We start from the raw sequence: 20272 nt of genomic DNA on the forward strand, positions 1-20272 counted from the left end.
ACTGACAGATTTACTGACAATTCTTTTGATTACTTTATTTTTTACCTTCTAAAAGAGGAACATTATCCTTGAGTGATTCCCAATTTTCATTTTCTTGAATTGGTCCAGACAAAGTTGTTTTCACACGTTCTGCTACTTCATAAGGAATGCCAGCTTCTGCCACTTCTTGTACACTTGCCTCTTCAATTGCTTTCAAATTTTTGAAAGTTGTCAGTAACTTTTGTTTTCGTTTTGGACCAAGTCCAACAATACCGTCCAATTTACTTGAAAATGTATTTTTACCACGTAGTTGTCTATGGAATGTAATCGCAAAACGGTGAACCTCATCTTGAATTCTGGTTAGCAAAAAGAATTCTTGAGATTGTCTTGACAAGGGAACTACATCTAAAGGGTCACCAAAAAGTAATTCTGACGTTTGGTGCTTATCATTTTTTTGCATCCCAGCAACCGGAATCGATAGCCCAAGCTCTTTTAAAACTTGCTTGGCAATGTTAACTTGACCAGCCCCACCATCCATTGCAATCAAATCAGGAAGAGCCGTTTCTTCTTTTAAAGCTCGTGAATAACGTCTCGTCATCACCTCGCGCATTGAAGCATAGTCATCCGCACCAACCACTGTTTTAATTTTATATTTCCGATAATCTTTTTTTGAAGGTTTTCCATCAATAAAAACAACCATTGCAGATACTGGTGAAGTCCCCATAATATTTGAATTATCAAACGACTCAATTCTTACAGGTTTTGGTATTCCCAAAATTTTACCCAAGTTTTCAACTGCTTTAGTCGTTTTCAAAATATCACGCTCAGCCACATCAAACTTCAATTGTAATTGACTTTGAGCATTCTTAGTTGCCATATTAACCAATTGTTTTTTCTCACCACGGCTTGGTTGAACAATCTGTGTTTTAGCTAAAAGTGATGATAAACGTTTTTCGGCTGATAATTCTTTATCAAGTTTAACAATTGACTGTTCAACATCTTTTTGATCAGAAAATTTAAGCGTCTTGGCCGTAAAAACTTTTGCATCCACTTCTTTAGTTTGAGCTTTAGTTAATAAATTTCCCTCTTGGCTAGCTGCAACTACTGCTTCCACAGATTCCTTATCGATGTCTTGCGGAATAAAAATTTCCCTTGGCATCATATGATTATTATCTTGATAGAATTGTCCAATGTAAGTTAAAAAATCCTCTTCAGCATCATTATAGTACGGAAACATATTCACATCACGCTGAATCAATTTTCCTTGGCGTACAAAAAATACTTGGACACACATCCAGCCTTTATCAACATAATATCCAAAAACATCGCGGTCTTTCAAATCTTGATTCATGACCCGTTGTTTTGTTCTTAAAGTTCCAATTGCCTTAATCACATCCCGATATTCAGCAGCTTGCTCAAATTCCATATTATCAGAAGAAATCATCATTTTTGCTTCAAGTTCTTTAACAATTTTTTTATCAGAACCTGTCAGAAATTCCTTCACTTCTTGAGTCATATCCTTATAAACTTGAGGATCAACATGATTAACTACTGGACATAAGCACTGATGAATATGAAAATAGAAACATACTTTTTTCTCGTGTAAGCCACATTTTCTAAATGGAAAAATTCGGTCTAAAAGGCGTTTAACTTCATTGGCAGCTTTGACATCTGGATAAGGTCCAAAATAAGTCGCACCATCTTTTTGAACTTTACGGACGACCAACAAACGAGGATATTTTTCATTTGTTATTTTTAGGAAAGGATAATATTTATCATCCTTAAGCATAATATTATATTTAGGCTTATAACGTTGAATGAGATTGATTTCCAAAACTAAAGATTCAATATTTGAACCTACAACAATCCATTCCAAATCTTCAATTTCAGAAACTAGTAATTCTGTCTTGGTATTATGAGAACCATGAAAATAAGAGCGCACTCGATTTTTAAGATTCTTTGCCTTTCCGACATAAATAACTGTCCCATTTTTATCTTTATGTAAATAACAGCCAGGACTATCTGGTAATAGTTCTAACTTTGCTTTTATCGTTTGATTCATATTGTTTATTATAGCAAAAAAATGTAGGAGCTGCTCTTCTTTTGGACGTTTATAAAACAAAAAATGACCCATTTACTTGAGTCATTTTCACTTGTTATTTAGTTCCGCCTTCATTATCAGCTTCACCACTTGCCCAAACTCGATTAGCGTAGATTGCATTGAAGAGCAGGGCTCCTTGTAAGGCAACCTGCGATAAATACATTCCTAACTGCCCTTGGGTGTTTACTCCCATAATAAATTGTACCGTTAAAATTGTCCAATAAATTACTGCTGCCGTGTTAACCACAATCCACAGCGACCAATTTTCTTTATATTTCAAAATATACAATACTTGTGCAATGAGTGGAATAATTAAATTTAGAGCATCAAAATAAGGAAGTTGCCCATTTAATAGGGCATCTATGCCCCAAACGACCAACCAAGCAATAAAAGCACCTAGAAAAATTAGACGACGAGTTTTTGGTCTAAATTCATGGATAGCATCATCCTGTCCCCAAAAAAACCACCCCACAGGTTGAGATAAGACATAAAAAATTCCCATAACAAAACTCATCCATGAGTGAGTCTGATAAGCAATTAAAGTCATCGCTAAGGTCTGAACTAAACCAAATGCAAAATTAATTTTACGACCTTTCATCCCATAAATGAGACAAAGTACACCAAATACACCAGATATCATTCCAATGAAAGAATCAGGGGCAATGATATAAACAATCACTTGTAAGAACAATAAAATTAAGATATATGTGATTTCAAATTTCTTCCAATTTGCAAAAAGTTGCTTAAAAAGCCAAGAATCTTTTGTCATTTTTTCTCCTTTTTATCCTAACGCTTAAAAGCAGTCAAGAATAACGCTTACCGCTTTATTAATTTAAAATATGATGGTAATTTCAGTTCTATTTTTCAACTTTAATCAATTTACAAGTAATAGTTATATTAGCGATTTAAAATTTCTAGAGCAATCTCAATTGTCCGAAGCTCACCTTTATTAACTTTATCATTTCCTGAAACTAAATCATTGACTCCCGCTTGTAAATCTCCTCCGTAAGCAACAACATTATTCAAAATGGATAAAGTTTCTATTCCTCGTAAACGTCCGACTGTAAACAATGCACCAGATTCCATATCTTCGCCCACAATTCCAAATTTAGACCAATATGCTTGAGTTTCTTCATGATTATCCATATAAAAACCATCATGAGAACGAATAATTCCATAAAAACCATCAGAAGCAATTTCTTTTGCTTTATTTAACAAATCAGTAGATGGAACTGCTGGATATTGTTCGGGTACATACATTTTTGTCAAACCGTCATCTCGTACTGCTCCTTCTCCAATAATTGGACTTCCTAAATCGATCCCTAACTGCAAAGCACCCGCAGAACCTACTCTGATAATTCTCTTAACTCCAATATTATGAAGCTCTTCAATCGCAATAGCAGCTGACGGTGCACCTACACCTGTTGACAAAACTAATAGTTCCTTACCTTTATAAGTTCCACAGATTGAGCGAAATTCTCGATTGTATTTTAAATTTTTTACATCGGTCAAAAATTTTGCGACCTGATCTATTCGAGCTGGATCACCTACAATAATTGCATCAAGTCTAGCATCAGTCTTCTTTAATTGAATATGCGCTTGTCCTTCTTCCATTTTTCCCTCTCTTTTTAATAAACAAATAATCCTTAACTATTAAACAATTAAATTATAGCAAATATTTCAGACAATTCAAAGTCGATTTGACTGCCTTTATGTACAAAAAAAGACCCAGCGGGTCTTTTAGAGGATATTTTTGAATTTTTCTTACAAATCGTTAATATCGAAGTCTTCACCGAGGAAATCAGCAAGTGAGAAGCCTTCTTGTGTTTCAGGCAAATCGTATGAAGGTTTAGCTGCTTTACGTGGTGCGCGTGGTTTGCGATCACGTTTTTCACCGTCGTTGTCGTTGTTACGAGCTGGACGAGCTGGAGCTTCTTCAAGCGCTTTGATTGAAAGTGAGATACGTTCTTCAGCAGGTTTCACGTCAAGAACTTTTACGTTCACAACTTGACCAACTTTAAGAACATCTTTTGGATTTTCAACACGTTCCCATGAAATTTGTGAAACGTGAACAAGTCCTTCAACACCTGGATAAAGTTCAACAAAGGCACCGAAGTCTGTCAAACGTTTAACAGTTCCTTCAACAGTTGATCCAACTGGTGCTTTTTCTTCAACTTGTTCCCATGGTCCAGGTTGTGTAGCTTTAAGTGAAAGTGAAAGACGTCCAGCTTCTGGGTCGAGTTTCAAAATCTTAACGTTAACAACATCGCCAGGTTTTACTGCGTCTGATGGACGTTTGATACGGCTATGTGAAAGTTCAGAAACGTGAACCAATCCGTCGATACCACCAAGGTCAACGAATGCTCCGAAGTTAGTTACGCGTGAAACTGTACCTTCAACGATATCGCCTTCTTGAAGTTGTGCAAAAGCTTCTTTACGCATTTCGATTGCTTCAGCTTCAACAACTGCACGACGGCTAAGGATGAAGCGGTTTTCTGAAGCGTTAACTTCGATAATTTTAGCTTCGATTTCTTCGCCAACAAATTTCTTAGTATCTTTAACAAAGTAAGTGTCAATCATAGATGCAGGGATAAATCCACGAACACCGTTATAGTCTACTGAAAGTCCGCCTTTAACGTCTTTAGTAACTTTAACTGTTACGATTTCGCCTTCTTTGCCTTCCAATTGAGTCCAAGCTTTACGAGCTTCAAGACGTTTCAATGAAAGGAGATATACGTTTGCACCTTCGGCTTCTTTACCAACGATTTGTTTGATAACAAGCAAATCAAGAACATCTCCAGGTTTAACGAATGTATTGATATCAGCATCTTTATCGTTAGTGATTTCGCGAAGTGTAAGGACACCCTCAACACCAGTTCCTACGATGGCAACAGTTGCTTGCCCGTTTTCAACTGAAAGGATTTCACCCTTAACGACGTCACGTACTTTAACGTCTTCAACGCTGTTTAATAATGTTTCAAATTCGTTCATTTGTAAAAAAAATTCCTCCAACAATTTGGCTGGTACACAGCCTTACAAAACATTATACCATAAAAAATCGCTTAGGGAAAGCTTTTTTCTCGATTTATATTAAAAAAGTTATAAGTATTTTATTATGTACAGAAATATTATCGACAAGTTATGAAAACCGTTTCTTTTTTTGTTCAAAAAAACCTGTCAAAACTTTGACAGGTCAATATTTTATTGATATTGCATTACTTTTTGTGCTTTGTAGGCTACGTCAATCATCGCACCACCAAGACATTCTTCTCCATCATAGAAAACAACAGCTTGTCCGGGAGTAATTGCTCGAACAGGTTCGTCGAAATCAACGGTTACTTTATCACCGTTAACATGAATAGTTACTCCTGTATCTTCTTGGCGATAACGGAATTTTGCTGTACAGTGAAGGTCAAAAGTTTCTGGCATTTCTCTGGTAAAGCTCAAATCGCTTGCGTCAAGACTTGTTGAATAAAGGTGTTCATGATGGAAACCTTGTCCAACATAAAGGGTATTAGTAGTTAAGTCTTTACCAACAACAAACCATGGGTCACTTGTTAATTGACCGTGTTGTCCACCGATACCAAGACCACCACGTTGACCGATTGTATAATACATCAAACCGGCATGATTTCCCATTTCGATACCGTCAAGTGTCATCATTTTACCTGGTTGAGCTGGTAAATATTCTCCAAGGAACTTTTTGAAATTCTTTTCACCAATGAAGCAGATTCCTGTTGAATCTTTCTTCTTAGCAGTTGCAAGTCCTGCTTTTTCAGCAATCTTACGTACTTCAGGCTTTTCCAAATGTCCCAATGGGAACATTGTTTTCTTGAGTTGTTCTTGGGTCAATTGACTTAAGAAATAAGTTTGGTCTTTGTTGTTGTCCGCACCACGTAACATATGAACGATACCATTTTCATCTGTACGAACTTGGGCATAATGACCTGTTGCGACGTAGTCTGCTCCTAATTCCATAGCATAATCTAGGAAAGCTTTAAATTTAATTTCCTTATTACACATGACATCAGGATTTGGGGTACGTCCAGCGCGATATTCAGCGAGGAAGTATTCAAAAACACGGTCCCAGTATTCTTTTTCAAAATTGACTGAGTAATAAGGAACGCCAATTTGATCAGCTACTGCAGCTACATCTTTGTAGTCTTCAGTGGCTGTACAGACACCATTTTCGTCGGTATCATCCCAGTTTTTCATGAAGACACCAATAACATCATAACCTTGTTCTTTAAGAAGCAAAGCTGTGACTGAGCTATCGACACCACCGGACATTCCGACAACGACACGTGTTTGTGCTGGACTCTTACCAGACATAAGTTGAGTATTTGTGTTATCCATTAATTTTTCACCATCTCTTTCTATTTTGATTTTGAAAAGAAATAAAATTGCTGACGAAAAAAACTAGACGATTTCGTCAGTAAATTTTTTCTTTTCAAGTTAGACAAAATATCAGTTGAAGGCTGACTTTTGTAAATGTTGCAGTTGAAGGCTGAACATTAATAGGTAACTGGAATATTATAACACATTGCCTAAGTAAAAACTAGCCTTTGAATAAAAAAAGTAGTCAAAAAAAGTGGTATAATGTCATAATGATTAAACATAGTGAAAATCCTTTAGTTTTCAATACAGCTATTGGAACAAAAAAACGTAATGAAACAGTTGTACCTAAGGAAGTTCTTTGTCCTTTTTGTGATGTGGAAAATCTGACAGGTATTTTAAAAACTTCTGACCATAAAATTTGGTTAAAAAATAAATTTCCAACACTTAAAAATTCAATGATGACTGTGATTATTGAGTCTGATGAACATCTAGGTGATATTTCTACTTATGGTGTGGAAGAAAATCGTGAGGTTTTTTCTTTTGCTTTTGAATGTTGGGATGAAATGATTCAATCTGGCAAATATCAATCCGTTTTGATGTTCAAAAATTTTGGTCCTCGCTCTGGCGGAACATTGCGCCACCCTCATTTGCAAGTCGTTGGCTTAGAAGAAACTGACGGTTATGCTCAAATTGCAAAAGAAAATTTTGAAGGAGTCGAAATCAAAAAAAATGGTCTGACTGTCACTTTGTCTACTCGACCTATTATGGGCTTTGTGGAATTTAATGTTATTATTTCTGAACTTGAAAATGTTGAAAAATTGGCTGACAATGTTCACGGGATTACCTCTTATTTAATGACAGACTATATGAATGGGCGTTGTGATTCTTATAATCTCTTTTTCCATCATTTCGATGATAAATATATTTGTAAAATTGTTCCTCGCTTTATTACTTCTCCTTATTTTATTGGTTATAAAATCCCGCAAGTCAATGGAATTGAAGCATTAGAAGAAATTGCTGACGAGATTAGAAATCGTTTAGATAAAAAGTACTGACAGGTTTGTCAGTATTTTTTTAATACACTTAATATAAGTTTGATTTTTGTATCTTTGGTATAATAGAAATATGAAATTTATCAAGAAAAATAAATGGGCACTTCTTGCAAGTTTTTTTATTCCATTATTATTAATGGTTATCGTTCTTGCAATGACTGGGATTTATTGGGGGAGTTCACGGTCAATTTTGGCTGGGGATGCATATCATCAGTATGTCGCCATTCATTCTCTCTATCGTAATATTTTACATTCGGGCGGTTCTTCTGGTTTCTTATATACTTTTACCAGTGGTCTCGGCCTCAATCTTTATGCTTTTTCGGCTTACTACATGGGAAGTTTTCTCATGCCACTTACATTTTTCTTTGATGTAAAATCAATGCCTGATGCTCTATATTTACTGACCATACTAAAATTTGGCTTGATTGGTCTATCAGCATTTGTCAGTTTCAAAAACATGTATCAAAAGCTTTCTAAATTGATTGTTTTGTCAATAAGTATAGCTTTCGCACTGATGAGTTTTTTGACCTCACAGCTTGAAATTACGATGTGGTTAGATGTTTTCATTCTCTTGCCTCTAATTATTTGGGGACTTCATCGCTTAATGGATGAACGAAAACGCTGGCTTTATTTCGTTAGTTTATTGATTCTATTTATCCAAAATTATTATTTTGGTTTTATGGTGGCTATTTTCTTAGTGCTCTATTTCTTGGCACGGATAACTTACGAAAAATGGTCTTGGACAAAAGTGCTTGATTTTGTGGTTTCTTCTGCTTTAGCTGGTCTGTCCAGCCTAATCATGCTCTTACCCATGTATCTTGATTTGAAGTCTAATAATTCCGATGCTCTTTCAACTTTGTCAGGTGTCTTTACAGAAAATTCTCATCTTTTTGACCTTTTCGCTAAGAATTTTGTTGGCACTTATGATACTACTCAATTCAATGCCATTCCAATGATTTATGTTGGAATGATGCCTTTAGCTTTGGCTATTCTCTTCTTTTTCACTAAAAGTATTCGTCTCAGAAGTAAATTTGCCTTTCTAGGAATCATTGCTTTCTTTGTTGCTTCATTTTATCTTCAAGCTTTAGATTTACTATGGCAAGGGATGCATTCACCAAATATGTTCTTGCACCGCTATGCTTTCTTATTTAGTTTGCTTCTTGTTTTAATGGCTTTGGAAACTCTATCTCGCTGGGAGGAAATAAAGACTTGGCATATTTTGACTATTAGTCTTTTTCTAATTACAGGTTTTCTTGCTACTTTAATTTTTGGACACTATAAATATGTAATGACTTCTCAAGTTATGTTGACTTTCTTGTTTGGTCTTGCTTATTTAATCTTGTCTATTAATTCTGTTAGGAAATGGATTTCAGCTCATCTATTTGTCATTATCCTCTTTGTTTTCATGACTGTTGAAGCTGGTGTTAATGCCCTTTATCAGGTTCAAGGAATACAAAAAGAGTGGAATTTTGCTAGTCGTGATTACTATAATACCCAAGTGAATTCTATAGAACCGATTGCCAATAAGGTGAATGAGCTTACTGGTTCTGGTTTTGCCAGAATGGATAACACTGTTCCTGATACAGCAAATGATGGCATGAAGTACAATTTTAATGCACTTTCCCAATTTTCATCTGTTCGTAACAGCAACGCCAGTTCAATCATGCGTCAATTAGGTTTTCACACTGACAGTACTTATTTGAATTTACGTTATCCTGGGAATACATTACTGATGGATTCGATTTTTGGAATTAAATATAATATAAGCCAAGCTCAACCTCCAAAATTTGGATTTTCACCAGTTTCCAATGCTCTCAGTAATTTGAGCAAAAACTCAAATGTGATGGGTCTTGGTGTCTTCGTTCCCAATGGATTTGAAGATGCTAAATTCACTGATAAAGCTCAAGCTAGCAGCTTTATTAATAATCAAACAGCTTTAGTTAACGCTTTGACAAAATCGAAAACTACATTCTTTACTCCATTTTACACGACCAGTGAAGAAACTGCTGATAAAATCACGGGTGCTGGCAATTCTGTTACTCTGACTCGACCAAAAACTTCTACAGCTACTGATGTTTCAGTCACCTACGGAATTACCGTGGCGGCAAATAGTCAAATTTATTTATCTGTTCCCAATATTACTTATCTAAATAGTAATGCTGAAAATACATTGATTACTATTTCTGATGTTTCCAATCCAAAAATGACACGTTCTCTCAATAGTTATTACGTTGGTACAAATGATACTGGCTCCTTCTTGAATTTAGGAAGTTTCAGTAAGGAAACTAAGCTAAAAGTGACCTTAGCATTTCCGGAAAATTCACAAGTTACTTTTGATACCACTTCATTCTGGCGTCTGGACACTGAAGCTTATCAAAAAGAAATGGCACTTCTACAATCTCGTAGTCCTAAAACAGAAATGATTAAAAACGGGGTTCGCATGACTTATACGGAAAAAGAAAAGGGCGATATTTTCTTGACAATCCCTTATGATAAAGGCTGGTCAGCAAAAGTTGATGGAAAAAAAGTGGCTGTCAGTAAAGCTCAATCTGGTTTTATGAAAGTTAGCGTTCCTGCTGGCAGTCATCGTCTTGAACTAAAATTCTTCCCTAATGGACTAAAAGAAGGAATCATTTGCTTTATTTTAGGAATTCTGTTATTTATTGGTTACAACTATTTTACTAATAAACCTAAAAAATCTGGAGGAACAAAAAATGAAAGCTAAATCAATTATCCCCTTTACGCTCGGAATCCTAGTTGCTGTCAGCATCCCTGTTTCCTATTCTTTAAAGACCAAACATTTTGAAGTCAATTTCAAAAAAGGTGGCTTGCTTGACCCAGAATTGTATAAAAAATAAGGCAGACTGTCTTTAAAAAATTCTATCAGTAAATTCTAAATAAAAAAACGTTGATTATTCAACGTTTTTTATTTTTGTTTTTGTCAAAAGTAAGGAATTCAAAATAACAGAAACTGATGATAAACTCATTGCTGCTGCAGCGAGCATTGGATTGAGTAATCCAAAAGCTGCAAGCGGAATGCCAATGACATTATAAACGAAAGCCCAAAAATAATTTTGCTTAATTTTGGAAATTGTTTTTTTAGCTACTTCAAAGAAAGTGGAAATTTTATGAAGCTGACCGCTAGTAACAGTCACATCACCAGCTTCCATAGCTATATCTGACCCAGTTGCCATTGCCAGCCCGACGGTCGCTGACGCTAAAGCAATAGCATCATTGATTCCATCACCAACCATCATTGAATTTGAGCTATTTTGCACAATTTCTGCTTTTTCTTCAGGTCTTAAACCACTTTTAACTTCATCTAAATGAACAAGTTTTTGAATTTTTGCTGCCGAATTTTGATTATCTCCTGTCAACATAACAGTCTTTAGACCACGTTTTTGCAAGGTCTGAATTGTCTTAAGCGCATCATCTTTGAGACTTGAACTAAAAACAGCCATCGCTAATAATTTTTCTTTATTTGCCAAATAAATGACCGTATCATCTGTTTCTGGGACTGACAGGTTTAAGTCTGTCATTAATTTATCATTGCCCGCAAAATATTCCTGACCATTAATTTTAGCAGAAAGTCCACGACCCGCAAGTTCTGATAAATCTGTCAGTTCATATAAATCACCTTGAAATTTAAGAGATTTAGCCAAAGGGTGATTAGAGTGAGCTTCTAGACTAGCCAATAATTTAAACTCATCACTTGCTAGTTTTTCTTCAATAGAATTAAAGCTGTCAGTAACTTTTTCACTTTCTGTCAGTAATTTAAAATCTGTCAGTTCAAATTCACCTGTTGTAATTGTCCCAGTTTTATCAAAAAATACTGTTTTAACTAATCCGGCAAGCTCCAAAGCATTGGCATTCTTAATCAACAAACCATTTTTAGCAGCCAAACCAGTTCCAGAAATAATGGCAGTTGGTGTAGCTAAACCAAGCGCACAAGGACAAGCAATGACCAAAACTGCTACTGAATGCATGATTGCTGTCAGTAAAATTCCACTGACAGCCCAAGTCGCAATGAAAGTTATCAGAGCAATAACTAACACAACTGGCACAAAAATCCCTGAAATCTTGTCAGCTAATTTTTGAATGTTTGGTTTTGAGCCTTGTGCTTCACTCATCATTTCAACCATTCTTGAAATTGTTGAATCATTTAAATCATGAACAACAACCGCTTTAACTTCACCATCTAAATTAATTGTTCCTTCAAAAATGACTTCATCATCCATTTTTACAACAGGTAAGGCTTCACCTGTCAAAATAGATTCATCAAAGGATGCTTTGCCAGAAAGAATCATCGCATCCAAAGGCACTTTCTCCCCTGGCAAAATGCGAATCACTTGTCCCATTTGAACTTCTTCAATCGCTAAATCAGTCGATTCCGTATGAACAAAATTTGATCGACTAGACATTAATCCAGTAATTGCTTGCGTTGTTTTCTCTTTTGCATTATGTTCTAAAAGTTTACCCATGACCACCAAAGTGATAATTACCATCGATGATTCAAAATTCAAAGCATTCGCTTGGCTCATAAAAACAGCCAAAATCAAACTCGAAAAGTAAGCAACCGAAGTTCCTAAAGCCACTAAAACATCCATATTTGCCGATTTATTTCGCAAAGCATGATAAGCGCCAACATAAAAGCGCCAACCAATAACGAATTGTACTGGAGTTGCCAAAATCAATTGTACGATTGGTTCATGTAAAAACATGACCCAATTTGCATGTACTCCGAAGATATCAGCAAACATTGCAACTACTAAAGGTAAAGTCAAAATTAAAGCAATCCAAAAAGACAAAGCCAAATTTCTTGCTTTTTTTGCAGCTTGACGTGCAATTTTTTCCTGATGAGCTTTGTCATTAACAATGGCTCCATAACCCGCTTTTTCCACTAAGTTAATAATTTCTTGGTCAGAAATATTATCGTCAGCAACAATTTTGGCTTTCTCAGTCGCCAAATTTACCGTTGCTTCCATAATTTTATCTGACTGATTCAATGTTTTTGAAACTGTATTTACACAATTTGCACAGGTCATTCCTGTAATTACAAATGATTGACTCCGCATTTTTACCTCTTCTATATTTTATCTCTAAATATAGTTTACAACTGTAAACGAAAAAAGTCAAGAAAAAATCATCTCCATTTGGGGAATGAAGATGACCTGTTATTATTTAGTAAAACAATATTTGGGGTTTGCTTTACCAATTTCATTCTAGCAAATTTAAATTCAATTCACAAACGAAGTGTTTTTTAAATTACTTTATAACCAGCCTCTGCAACGGCAACAGCCATTTTATCCATATCTGCTGGGGCAGAAAATTTAACTAGTGCTTCATTTTTTTTCAAAGAGACTTTCGCTTTTTCAACACCCTCAATAGCTTCCAAAGCATTTGTCACATGCATTACACAGTGGTCACAAGTCATTCCCTCAATTTTTAAAGTTTCTTTCATTTTATATTCTCCTTTTTAAGCAGAAATCTGCTCATGTTCATGTTTGCAAGCACAAAGTCCACTTGTTTCTAAGCAATTACAATGTTTTTGTCCTACCACTTCTTTGGCATTAAGTGATTCTTGCAAAAGTTCAATATCCTTTGCCGTCAAAGTCGATTTTTCAATCATCTCTTGCAAAACATTGACATGTTTCGTTTCACAAACTTTTTGGATTAGACCATCGGCCATTAAATTAATAGCCGTACATTCTTCCATCAATGGACGATAAACAAATTTTCTTCCTTCTTTTTCGGTAGAAAGCATTTCTTTTTTTACCAGTCGACCAAGTAAAGTCTTAACAGTGGCCAATGACCATTCTAATTCTTGGGGGATTTGCGCATAAATTTCATCAACTCGCGCTTCTCCCAGAGACCAAATTACACGCATAACGATTAATTCGGCGTTTGATACATTAAATTCTACTTCGTTCATTTTTTCTCCTTTCCTTATTCATTTTCATAAGATAAGTTTACACGTGTAAACACTAAAAGTCAAGTATTCAACCTAAAAAATAAAATTCGAATTTTATCATTCGAATTCTTAAGTTTAATCTTAACCAAATAATTCTTCCATAATTTTACGTCCAGTGGGTGTTTGGGCCAAACCACCCTCAGCTGTTTCTCTAAAAGCAGCTGGTAGAGAACGTCCCACATTATACATGGTATTGACCACCTCGTCAACTGGAATCACTGTTTTAACCCCAGCCAAAGCCATATCAGCTGAAATCATTGCTTGTGACGCCCCCATTGCATTACGGTGAACACAAGGGATTTCAACCAAACCAGCAACAGGGTCACAAATTAAGCCCAACATGTTTTGCAAGACAATAGCAATCGCATAACCTGCTTGTTCTGCAGAACCACCAGCAGCTAAAACGAGTGCAGCTGATGCCATTGCCGAAGCAGAACCGACCTCAGCTTGACAGCCACCCTCAGCTCCAGAAATCGTTGCATTATTTGCAATAGCAAGTCCAAAGGCTCCTGCTACAAATAAAAATTCCACTTGCTGTTCATGACTCAAGTCTAAAGTTTTAATAGCCGAAGTTAAAACACCTGGCAAACAGCCGGCTGATCCGGCAGTTGGTGTCGCACAAATGAGCCCCATTTGTGCATTCACTTCATTGACGGCAACCGCATCACGAGCTGCTCCCAAGATAAGCTCACCCGAAAGTGCTTTGCCTGATTTAATATAATCATCCATCAATTTTGCGTCGCCACCAGTAAGACCTGTAAGTGATTTTTTACCAGCAAGCCCCTTTTTAATAGAATCAAGCATCGTTTCTAGGTTATGTTCCATCATTTCCCAAATTTGTTCACGATTTCGTCCAGTTTGTTCCATTTCAATGGCAATCATTAATTCTGTGACCGAGGAATAATTTTTAGAATCCTCGATTAATTCTTCTATATTTTTAAACATATTTATTCCTATACTGCTTTTAATTAAAGAAATTAACGGCGTGCAAACGAGGAATAAGTTTCATTTCCTCAATTACTTCCTTAACATTTGGTGTATCAACTTCTAAAATCATAATCGCTTTTTCACCCTTAGCTTCTCTGGTTACATTCATTTGTGCGATATTAATTTGATGTTCTGAAAGGACACTAGAAACTCTAGCAATCATACCTGGAACGTCTTCATGAATGACCACAAATGTCGGAACACCAGCCGAAATTGCGATATCAAATCCATTCAATTCTGTCACTTGAATCATTCCACCACCGATTGAAATTCCAGTCACGGTCATTGTTCGATCCCCTTTTTTGGCGATTAAACGTGCGGTATTGGGATGTTCTGCTTTTTCTTCTGGATGTGGAACATAAGAAATTTCCATTCCTTGTTCAAAAGCAAGCTGAGGCGCCATTGGCAGACGTTCATCATCTGTATCCATTCCTAAAACACCTGCAACAAGAGCAACATCTGTTCCATGACCCCGATAGGTTTTAGCAAAAGATTCATAAAGATGAATCTCCAATTTTTCTGGAAGTTCACCGAAAATAGAACGTACAATTTTACCAATTCGAGCAGCACCAGCTGTGTGCGAGCTTGAAGGTCCAATCATCACTGGACCAATGATGTCAAAGACACTTTTATATCTTAAATTATCCATTTAAACCTCAGTTCTTACAAAGATAGTTTTTAAACTATCTTTTATCTTCAAATATCATAACATAATTTTCAAGCTTTTTCAGGCAAAAAAAAATAGCTCCGCAGAGCTATTTTCTATTGACGTCCTTTGTAAATTGAACGCGATTGACCATACCATATTTTGGTTAGCCATCTTTGAATCCAAGGTTGAACCCATTTATCTAAACCAAATGAACGACCTGAACCATTCATAAGTGCAATTGCCACTGGAATAAACCAAATGTTAACCCAGTAGAACATTCCTGAAAGTGAGAACATAACAGTCAATGCGGCTGTTGCTGCTGCTGCAATCCAAGTGAACAATCCAAAAATAAGGGCAAGTGCAAGGAAGATTTCAACAATTGACATGAATTTTTGCATGAACAATGCGACTTCACGGTTTGGAATCATAAACTTAAAGATAGGTTCCATCCAATGTGGCACTTTGTCAAAAACAGTCATTGGGTCAGAACCGTAAGCGTATGAGAGACCCCATTCAGTTGCTTTATGAGCAGCTTCGCCACCACCACTTGAAGCGGCCGTTGTTGCTGCGCCTGTAGCACCTGCGGCTGCATCGGCTACACTAGAACTTGATGAAGCAGCTGTTGAAGCGCCTGCGGCTGCGTCAGCTGCTTTTGGTGCTTCTTGCAACCATGAGAATGGGAATTTAAGGTCATTTGTAAACCAAGAACCTTTACCAAACCAAGTCGTTGGGTTGAAGTATTGACCATCACCGACAATTTTCTTAATTGCTTCGGTAAACCAAACCACACCATAGAAAATACGAAGTGGAACAGCCCAAAGTACATTTCCTTGACGTGAAGTATGACCACGCATAAAGTTACGATTATCTTTTACGCGGAAGACTTCATCCAAGGCATAACGCCAGAAATAATGTGCTGAACGAATTTGTAAAGTATAGATAAAGTAAACAATATTCTTCATCAACATTGCCCAGAAACCAGTTAGACGCATGCTACCGATTTTGGCAACTCCCCAAGTTGAACCAATTGAAACCATTGTTCCTTGGTATTTACTTTCATGTTTATGTTTGCTTCCACCATTGATGTCTGCAAGAATATTTGCCGCTGCTGTGTGTGCTGTTTGTTCCGCAGCTTCAACGATTTGTGGTGTTGGACGACCAGTATCTGGTTCAATATATCCTGAAACGTCACCAGCAACGTAAATCCCTTTTCCTTCAAAACCAACAGCTTCCATGTATTCATTTGCTTGAAGACGATGTCCACGTTCTGTTTCATTAAGGTCTGTTTTTGCAGCTGTATTTCCTTGAACACCAGTTGTCCAGATTAATGTGTGAGTTGGAAGTTCTTTGGCAACTTTTTCTTCGTCACGCCCACCAACATTCACTTTGATATGATCTTTTGCTACTTCAACAATACCGTGATTTGTTAAAACGTGAACATTTTTCTTTTCAAGATATGCATGAGCTTTATCTGCTTGTTTACGGTCTAAAGTATTAAGGATTGTTGGCATCATTTCAACAACGTTGATTGTGATTTCTTCTTCAGGTATTTTCCAATCTGTTGAAACTTTTTTACGCCAATCAATCAATTCACCTGCCATTTCAATCCCAGTAAATCCTGATCCGGCAACTGAAATTGTTAAAAGAGCACGGCGTTTTTCATCATCAACTTCTGTTGATGCATATTGGACGATTTTTTCCAAATGACGTTTGATTCGCATTGCATCTTCAAGTGACCAAAGTGTAAACCCGTGTTCTTTAACACCAGGAACTCCAAAGTCATTTGGTTCGCCACCAAGGGCAACAATGACATAATCATAGCTATAACGACCATGTTTTGTGATTACTTGTTTGTTTTCTTTGTCAAGACTGACGACAGAGTCAGTGACAAGACTAACGTTTTTACGTTTTCCTAAAAGCTTTTGGAAATCATATTGTACAGTTGTGAATGGAACACGTCCTGCTGCAACTTCGTGAAGTTGAGTCATGGTTGTGTGGTAACTATGTTTGTCAATCAGTGTGATGTCAGCATCTGCTTTGAGCTTTTTAGAAAGCTCACGCGTCGCATGTACTCCTGCAACACCACCACCGATGACTACGATTTGTTTCTTAGTCATTTAGAATGGTTCTCCTACTAGTAATATAATAATAACGTCAGGCACTATTATATCCTTTTTAGAGCAATTTGTAAACTGTTACACAAGAAAAACTTTTCCAAATTTTTTCATGGAAAAGTTTTATATTTATATTTTATTTTAACTTAAATTGCCCCTTTGTGGAAAAGTTGGTCATTGATATATTTGAAGAAATAATGACCAGAACGAATTTCAAAGGTATAAACAAGATAAACCATGTGTTTCATGAATGTTGCTGAAAAACCACTTAATTTTGTTTTTCCAACTGTCCCAACCGCATAGCCTGAACCAATAGAAACCAGTGTTCCACGATAATTTCCAACAAATTTGGTTTTTTCGCCACCTTTGATATCTGCAATGATATTTTTAGCGGCCGTGCTTCCTGTTTGTTCTGCTGCTTCTACAATTTGAGGAGTTGGTCGACCATTTTCGGGAACAATATAACCTGATACATCTCCTGCAACATAGATGCCATGATTTTCTTCGCCAATCGCTTCCATGTATTCATTTGCTTGAAGACGATGACCACGTTCTGTTTCGGAAAGTTGACAAGCTTCTGCTTCTGTATTTCCTTGTACCCCTGTTGTCCAAATTAAGGTATTTCCTGGAATTTCTTTAACAACTTTTTCCTCGTCACGCCCACCAACATTAACAGTGATATGATCTTGTGCTACAGCTGTAATTCCATGATTTACAAGGACATTGATGTTTTTATTTTGAAGGTAAACGAGTGCTTTATCTGCTAAACTACGGTCTAAAATATTCATAATTGTTGGCATCATTTCAACAATATTGATTGTAAATTCAGATTCTGGAATGCCGTATTTTTTAGATGCTTTTTTACGCCAATCAATCAATTCTCCGGCCATTTCAATTCCAGTGAATCCTGAACCAGCCACGCTAAAGGTTAACAATTTTTTGCGTTTTTCTGAATCAGCTTCTTTAGCTGCTGCTTGAACCATTTCTTTCAAATGTGCTTTTATTTTCAAAGCATCTTCAAGTGACCAAAGTGTGAAGCCATATTCGTTAACACCTGGTACACCAAAATCATTGGGTTCTCCACCCATTGAAACGACTAAATAATCATAGTCATAGCTATTTTTATCTGTAATCACTTTTTTGTTAGCTTTATCAAGTTCAACAAGTGACTCTTTTACCACTTTAACGTTATTAAATTTTCCAATTGTTCGATTCAAATGATATTGAACAGCATCTGCCTCAACACGACTCGCTGCAACTTCATGAAGTTGGGTCATTGAAGTTTGAAAATCATGTTTATCTATAACTGTAATTTCTGCATCATTTTTCAAATTTTTTGCAAGTAAGCGTGTGGCTGAAACTCCAGCAAATCCAGCACCTACAATAACGATTTTTTTCTTAGCCATTTCTCTTGGCCTCCTACTAATAATAATTCCAAAAAATATTATACCTCTTATCGAAATAAATATACATTTTTCTGTTTATAAATTTACTTTCTGTAATTTTTAAAATAAAAAACCGCAGTATACGGCTTTTTTAAATAATTGAATAATTTTTTAAGACTTGACCCTCAGATACACCTAAACATTTCATGAAAGGAAGTATATAATCAATATCTTCAATATTTTTCTTTTGCATCAGTGAAATTCGGCTAATGCCTTGACTAACTTCTACTGTAACTTTATGGTCGTCGTTAATAAAAAGGTGAATACTATCACATGCTCCTTGATGAATACTGACGCCTAAAATTTTTCCTTTTTTAACTTCACAGGTTTGAGCGCCATGGAGATAGCTATCTACTACTAATTTCATTACGGTTGTTTCAATTTTAAAATGCTTTGGTTTTTGCTGATCATCAGTTTTTGAATCTTGGGCAAGTTCCATGTTATTATTTTTCATGGTTTAGCTCCTTTCCATTTCTTAATTCTATTTTATCAAGTTTTATTATGAGAAAAAAATGATATGAAAATAAAATTTATTTAATACTTTTAAGCCTATAATACTGCCTTTCTTACTAGTTTAAATTTTACTGACGGTCAGCAAAAAAGACTGACCACATCAGTCTTTTTTTATTTTGTTGAGAAAAACAATGACTGCTTGGTTGAATTTCTCAATTTCTTCCAAATGTAAGATATGCCCACATCCTTCAAAAATTTGAACTTCTGAATTTGGACTGTTTTGTAATTCACGCGCTGCTTGAGCATGAATTGCTGGAAAAATCGGAGATTTCTCGCCGGCAAAAAATAAATGTGGTTTTTTTTCTTGCCCAAGCTCAGGACGCCAATCTTGCAAAATAACATTTTGCAGTAAAGGACGATAGCGTTTGAAATCAAAAGGTTTCATTCCATGTCCCAGTGTTCGTTTTACACTATCTGACAACTTTTTTTGTGTCAACCGAGTTTTTGGAAAATCATCAATAAATACTGACAGCTCTGTCAGTGTTTTCCCATATTGACCATTGAGCCAATCTGCCGATTTGAAGAAAGTTGGGGCCTGATCTTCTGTAATTATTGCTGATACATTTTCGTCAGTAAATAATTCTTCATAAGCCATAATTGTTGCCGCACCCATCGAATGGCCAATTAAGACAACATTTTTTAATTGTAAATAGTCAATTAATTCTTTTAGGTCCATTGCCAAACGGTGTAAAGTCAAGCCATAATCAACTTGTTGTGAATCTCCATGTGAGCGATGATCATAAGTAATCACCCTATAACCAGCATTTACAAATGTTTCTATTTGGGCAAACCATGTAACTTCACTGGACGAATAGCCACCAATTAGAATCAGAGGTTGATTTAACTGATTGCCATAATCATGAAAATTTATTTTTACTAAATCATTTGTTGTAAAAAAAGACATTTTTGTTTCCTCTCAAGCATTTTCCAATGTTTTCATTGTAACAAAAATTCTGTCAGCACTGACCAATTATGATTTCTAGTAACTGATTATTCTTCAGCCAGATAAAAATACTGACAATAAGTAAAAAAATTCTGTCAGTAAAATTTTTTAATGATGAATTTAAAAACTGACAGCCTAGCTATCAGTTTAATTAAGAGATATGAGTAAATCATAAGTTTT

At 35.9% G+C, this 20272-nt stretch carries 15 protein-coding genes and 2 pseudogenes; 3 read left to right on the top strand and 14 right to left on the bottom strand.

The window, feature by feature from the left end; translation table 11 throughout:
• Positions 1-106: 106 nt before the first annotated feature.
• From uvrC to mnmA, 5 genes and pseudogenes are all read right to left on the bottom strand, one after another.
• Positions 107-2041, bottom strand: a pseudogene (gene uvrC / locus IAE52_RS07280) (excinuclease ABC subunit UvrC); the annotation flags it as partial.
• 94 nt (positions 2042-2135) lie between these two features.
• Positions 2136-2849, bottom strand: coding sequence for a nicotinamide riboside transporter PnuC (pnuC, locus tag IAE52_RS07285; protein WP_012897492.1), 714 nt, complete (start codon positions 2847-2849; stop codon positions 2136-2138).
• Positions 2850-2977: 128 nt separating this feature from the next.
• Positions 2978-3694, bottom strand: a complete 717-nt coding sequence (locus IAE52_RS07290) for a nucleoside phosphorylase (RefSeq protein WP_064973681.1) — start codon at positions 3692-3694, stop codon at positions 2978-2980.
• 150 nt (positions 3695-3844) lie between these two features.
• On the bottom strand, positions 3845-5071 hold the full coding sequence (gene rpsA, locus IAE52_RS07295; RefSeq protein ID WP_003132594.1) for a 30S ribosomal protein S1: 1227 nt from the start codon (positions 5069-5071) through the stop codon (positions 3845-3847).
• Between the two features lie 210 nt (positions 5072-5281).
• Entirely contained in the window at positions 5282-6412 is a 1131-nt protein-coding gene (gene mnmA, locus IAE52_RS07300) for a tRNA 2-thiouridine(34) synthase MnmA (RefSeq protein ID WP_003132592.1), read from the bottom strand.
• 275 nt (positions 6413-6687) lie between these two features.
• On the opposite strand from mnmA, the gene IAE52_RS07305 reads away from it, so the two are divergent.
• The 3 genes from IAE52_RS07305 (at position 6688) to IAE52_RS07315 (ending at position 10328) form a co-directional block, all read left to right on the top strand.
• A complete protein-coding gene (locus tag IAE52_RS07305; protein WP_010905582.1) occupies positions 6688-7473 on the top strand; it encodes a DUF4931 domain-containing protein in 786 nt (261 codons plus the stop codon).
• 70 nt (positions 7474-7543) lie between these two features.
• Complete coding sequence (locus IAE52_RS07310; RefSeq protein WP_109990750.1) at positions 7544-10195, top strand: YfhO family protein; 2652 nt, start codon at positions 7544-7546, stop codon at positions 10193-10195.
• Complete coding sequence (locus IAE52_RS07315) at positions 10185-10328, top strand: hypothetical protein (RefSeq protein ID WP_003132587.1); 144 nt, start codon at positions 10185-10187, stop codon at positions 10326-10328. The genes IAE52_RS07310 and IAE52_RS07315 overlap by 11 nt, the downstream gene beginning before the upstream one ends.
• 54 nt (positions 10329-10382) lie before the next feature.
• Here IAE52_RS07315 and IAE52_RS07320 read toward each other — a convergent pair whose 3' ends face one another.
• The 9 genes and pseudogenes from IAE52_RS07320 to IAE52_RS07360 all read right to left on the bottom strand — a co-directional run bounded on the left by IAE52_RS07320 (position 10383) and on the right by IAE52_RS07360 (position 20053).
• On the bottom strand, positions 10383-12545 hold the full coding sequence (locus tag IAE52_RS07320) for a cation-translocating P-type ATPase (RefSeq protein WP_109990749.1): 2163 nt from the start codon (positions 12543-12545) through the stop codon (positions 10383-10385).
• Between the two features lie 185 nt (positions 12546-12730).
• Complete coding sequence (locus IAE52_RS07325; protein ID WP_021722979.1) at positions 12731-12931, bottom strand: heavy-metal-associated domain-containing protein; 201 nt, start codon at positions 12929-12931, stop codon at positions 12731-12733.
• A 15-nt stretch (positions 12932-12946) separates the two neighbouring features.
• Positions 12947-13402, bottom strand: coding sequence for a CopY/TcrY family copper transport repressor (locus IAE52_RS07330; protein ID WP_003132584.1), 456 nt, complete (start codon positions 13400-13402; stop codon positions 12947-12949).
• A 120-nt stretch (positions 13403-13522) separates the two neighbouring features.
• The gene (gene sdaAA, locus IAE52_RS07335; protein ID WP_109990748.1) at positions 13523-14386 is read right to left on the bottom strand and encodes an L-serine ammonia-lyase, iron-sulfur-dependent, subunit alpha; all 864 of its coding nucleotides are present in this window, start codon (positions 14384-14386) and stop codon (positions 13523-13525) included.
• A 19-nt stretch (positions 14387-14405) separates the two neighbouring features.
• Positions 14406-15077, bottom strand: coding sequence for an L-serine ammonia-lyase, iron-sulfur-dependent subunit beta (gene sdaAB, locus IAE52_RS07340; RefSeq protein WP_012897487.1), 672 nt, complete (start codon positions 15075-15077; stop codon positions 14406-14408).
• Between the two features lie 113 nt (positions 15078-15190).
• Positions 15191-17194: an NAD(P)/FAD-dependent oxidoreductase gene (locus tag IAE52_RS07345; RefSeq protein WP_015426135.1), complete on the bottom strand. Its 2004-nt coding sequence runs from the start codon at positions 17192-17194 to the stop codon at positions 15191-15193.
• Between the two features lie 161 nt (positions 17195-17355).
• Positions 17356-18597 (bottom strand): annotated as a pseudogene (locus IAE52_RS07350) (NAD(P)/FAD-dependent oxidoreductase); the annotation flags it as partial.
• 130 nt (positions 18598-18727) lie between these two features.
• Positions 18728-19090 (bottom strand): hypothetical protein, encoded by a 363-nt coding sequence (locus IAE52_RS07355; protein WP_109990747.1) that lies wholly within the window; start codon positions 19088-19090, stop codon positions 18728-18730.
• 159 nt (positions 19091-19249) lie between these two features.
• A complete protein-coding gene (locus IAE52_RS07360; RefSeq protein ID WP_109990746.1) occupies positions 19250-20053 on the bottom strand; it encodes an alpha/beta fold hydrolase in 804 nt (267 codons plus the stop codon).
• Between the last annotated feature and the right edge of the window lie 219 nt (positions 20054-20272).

The organism is Lactococcus sp. S47 (assembly GCF_016517475.1).
GTDB classification, from domain to species: Bacteria; Bacillota; Bacilli; order Lactobacillales; family Streptococcaceae; genus Lactococcus; species Lactococcus lactis.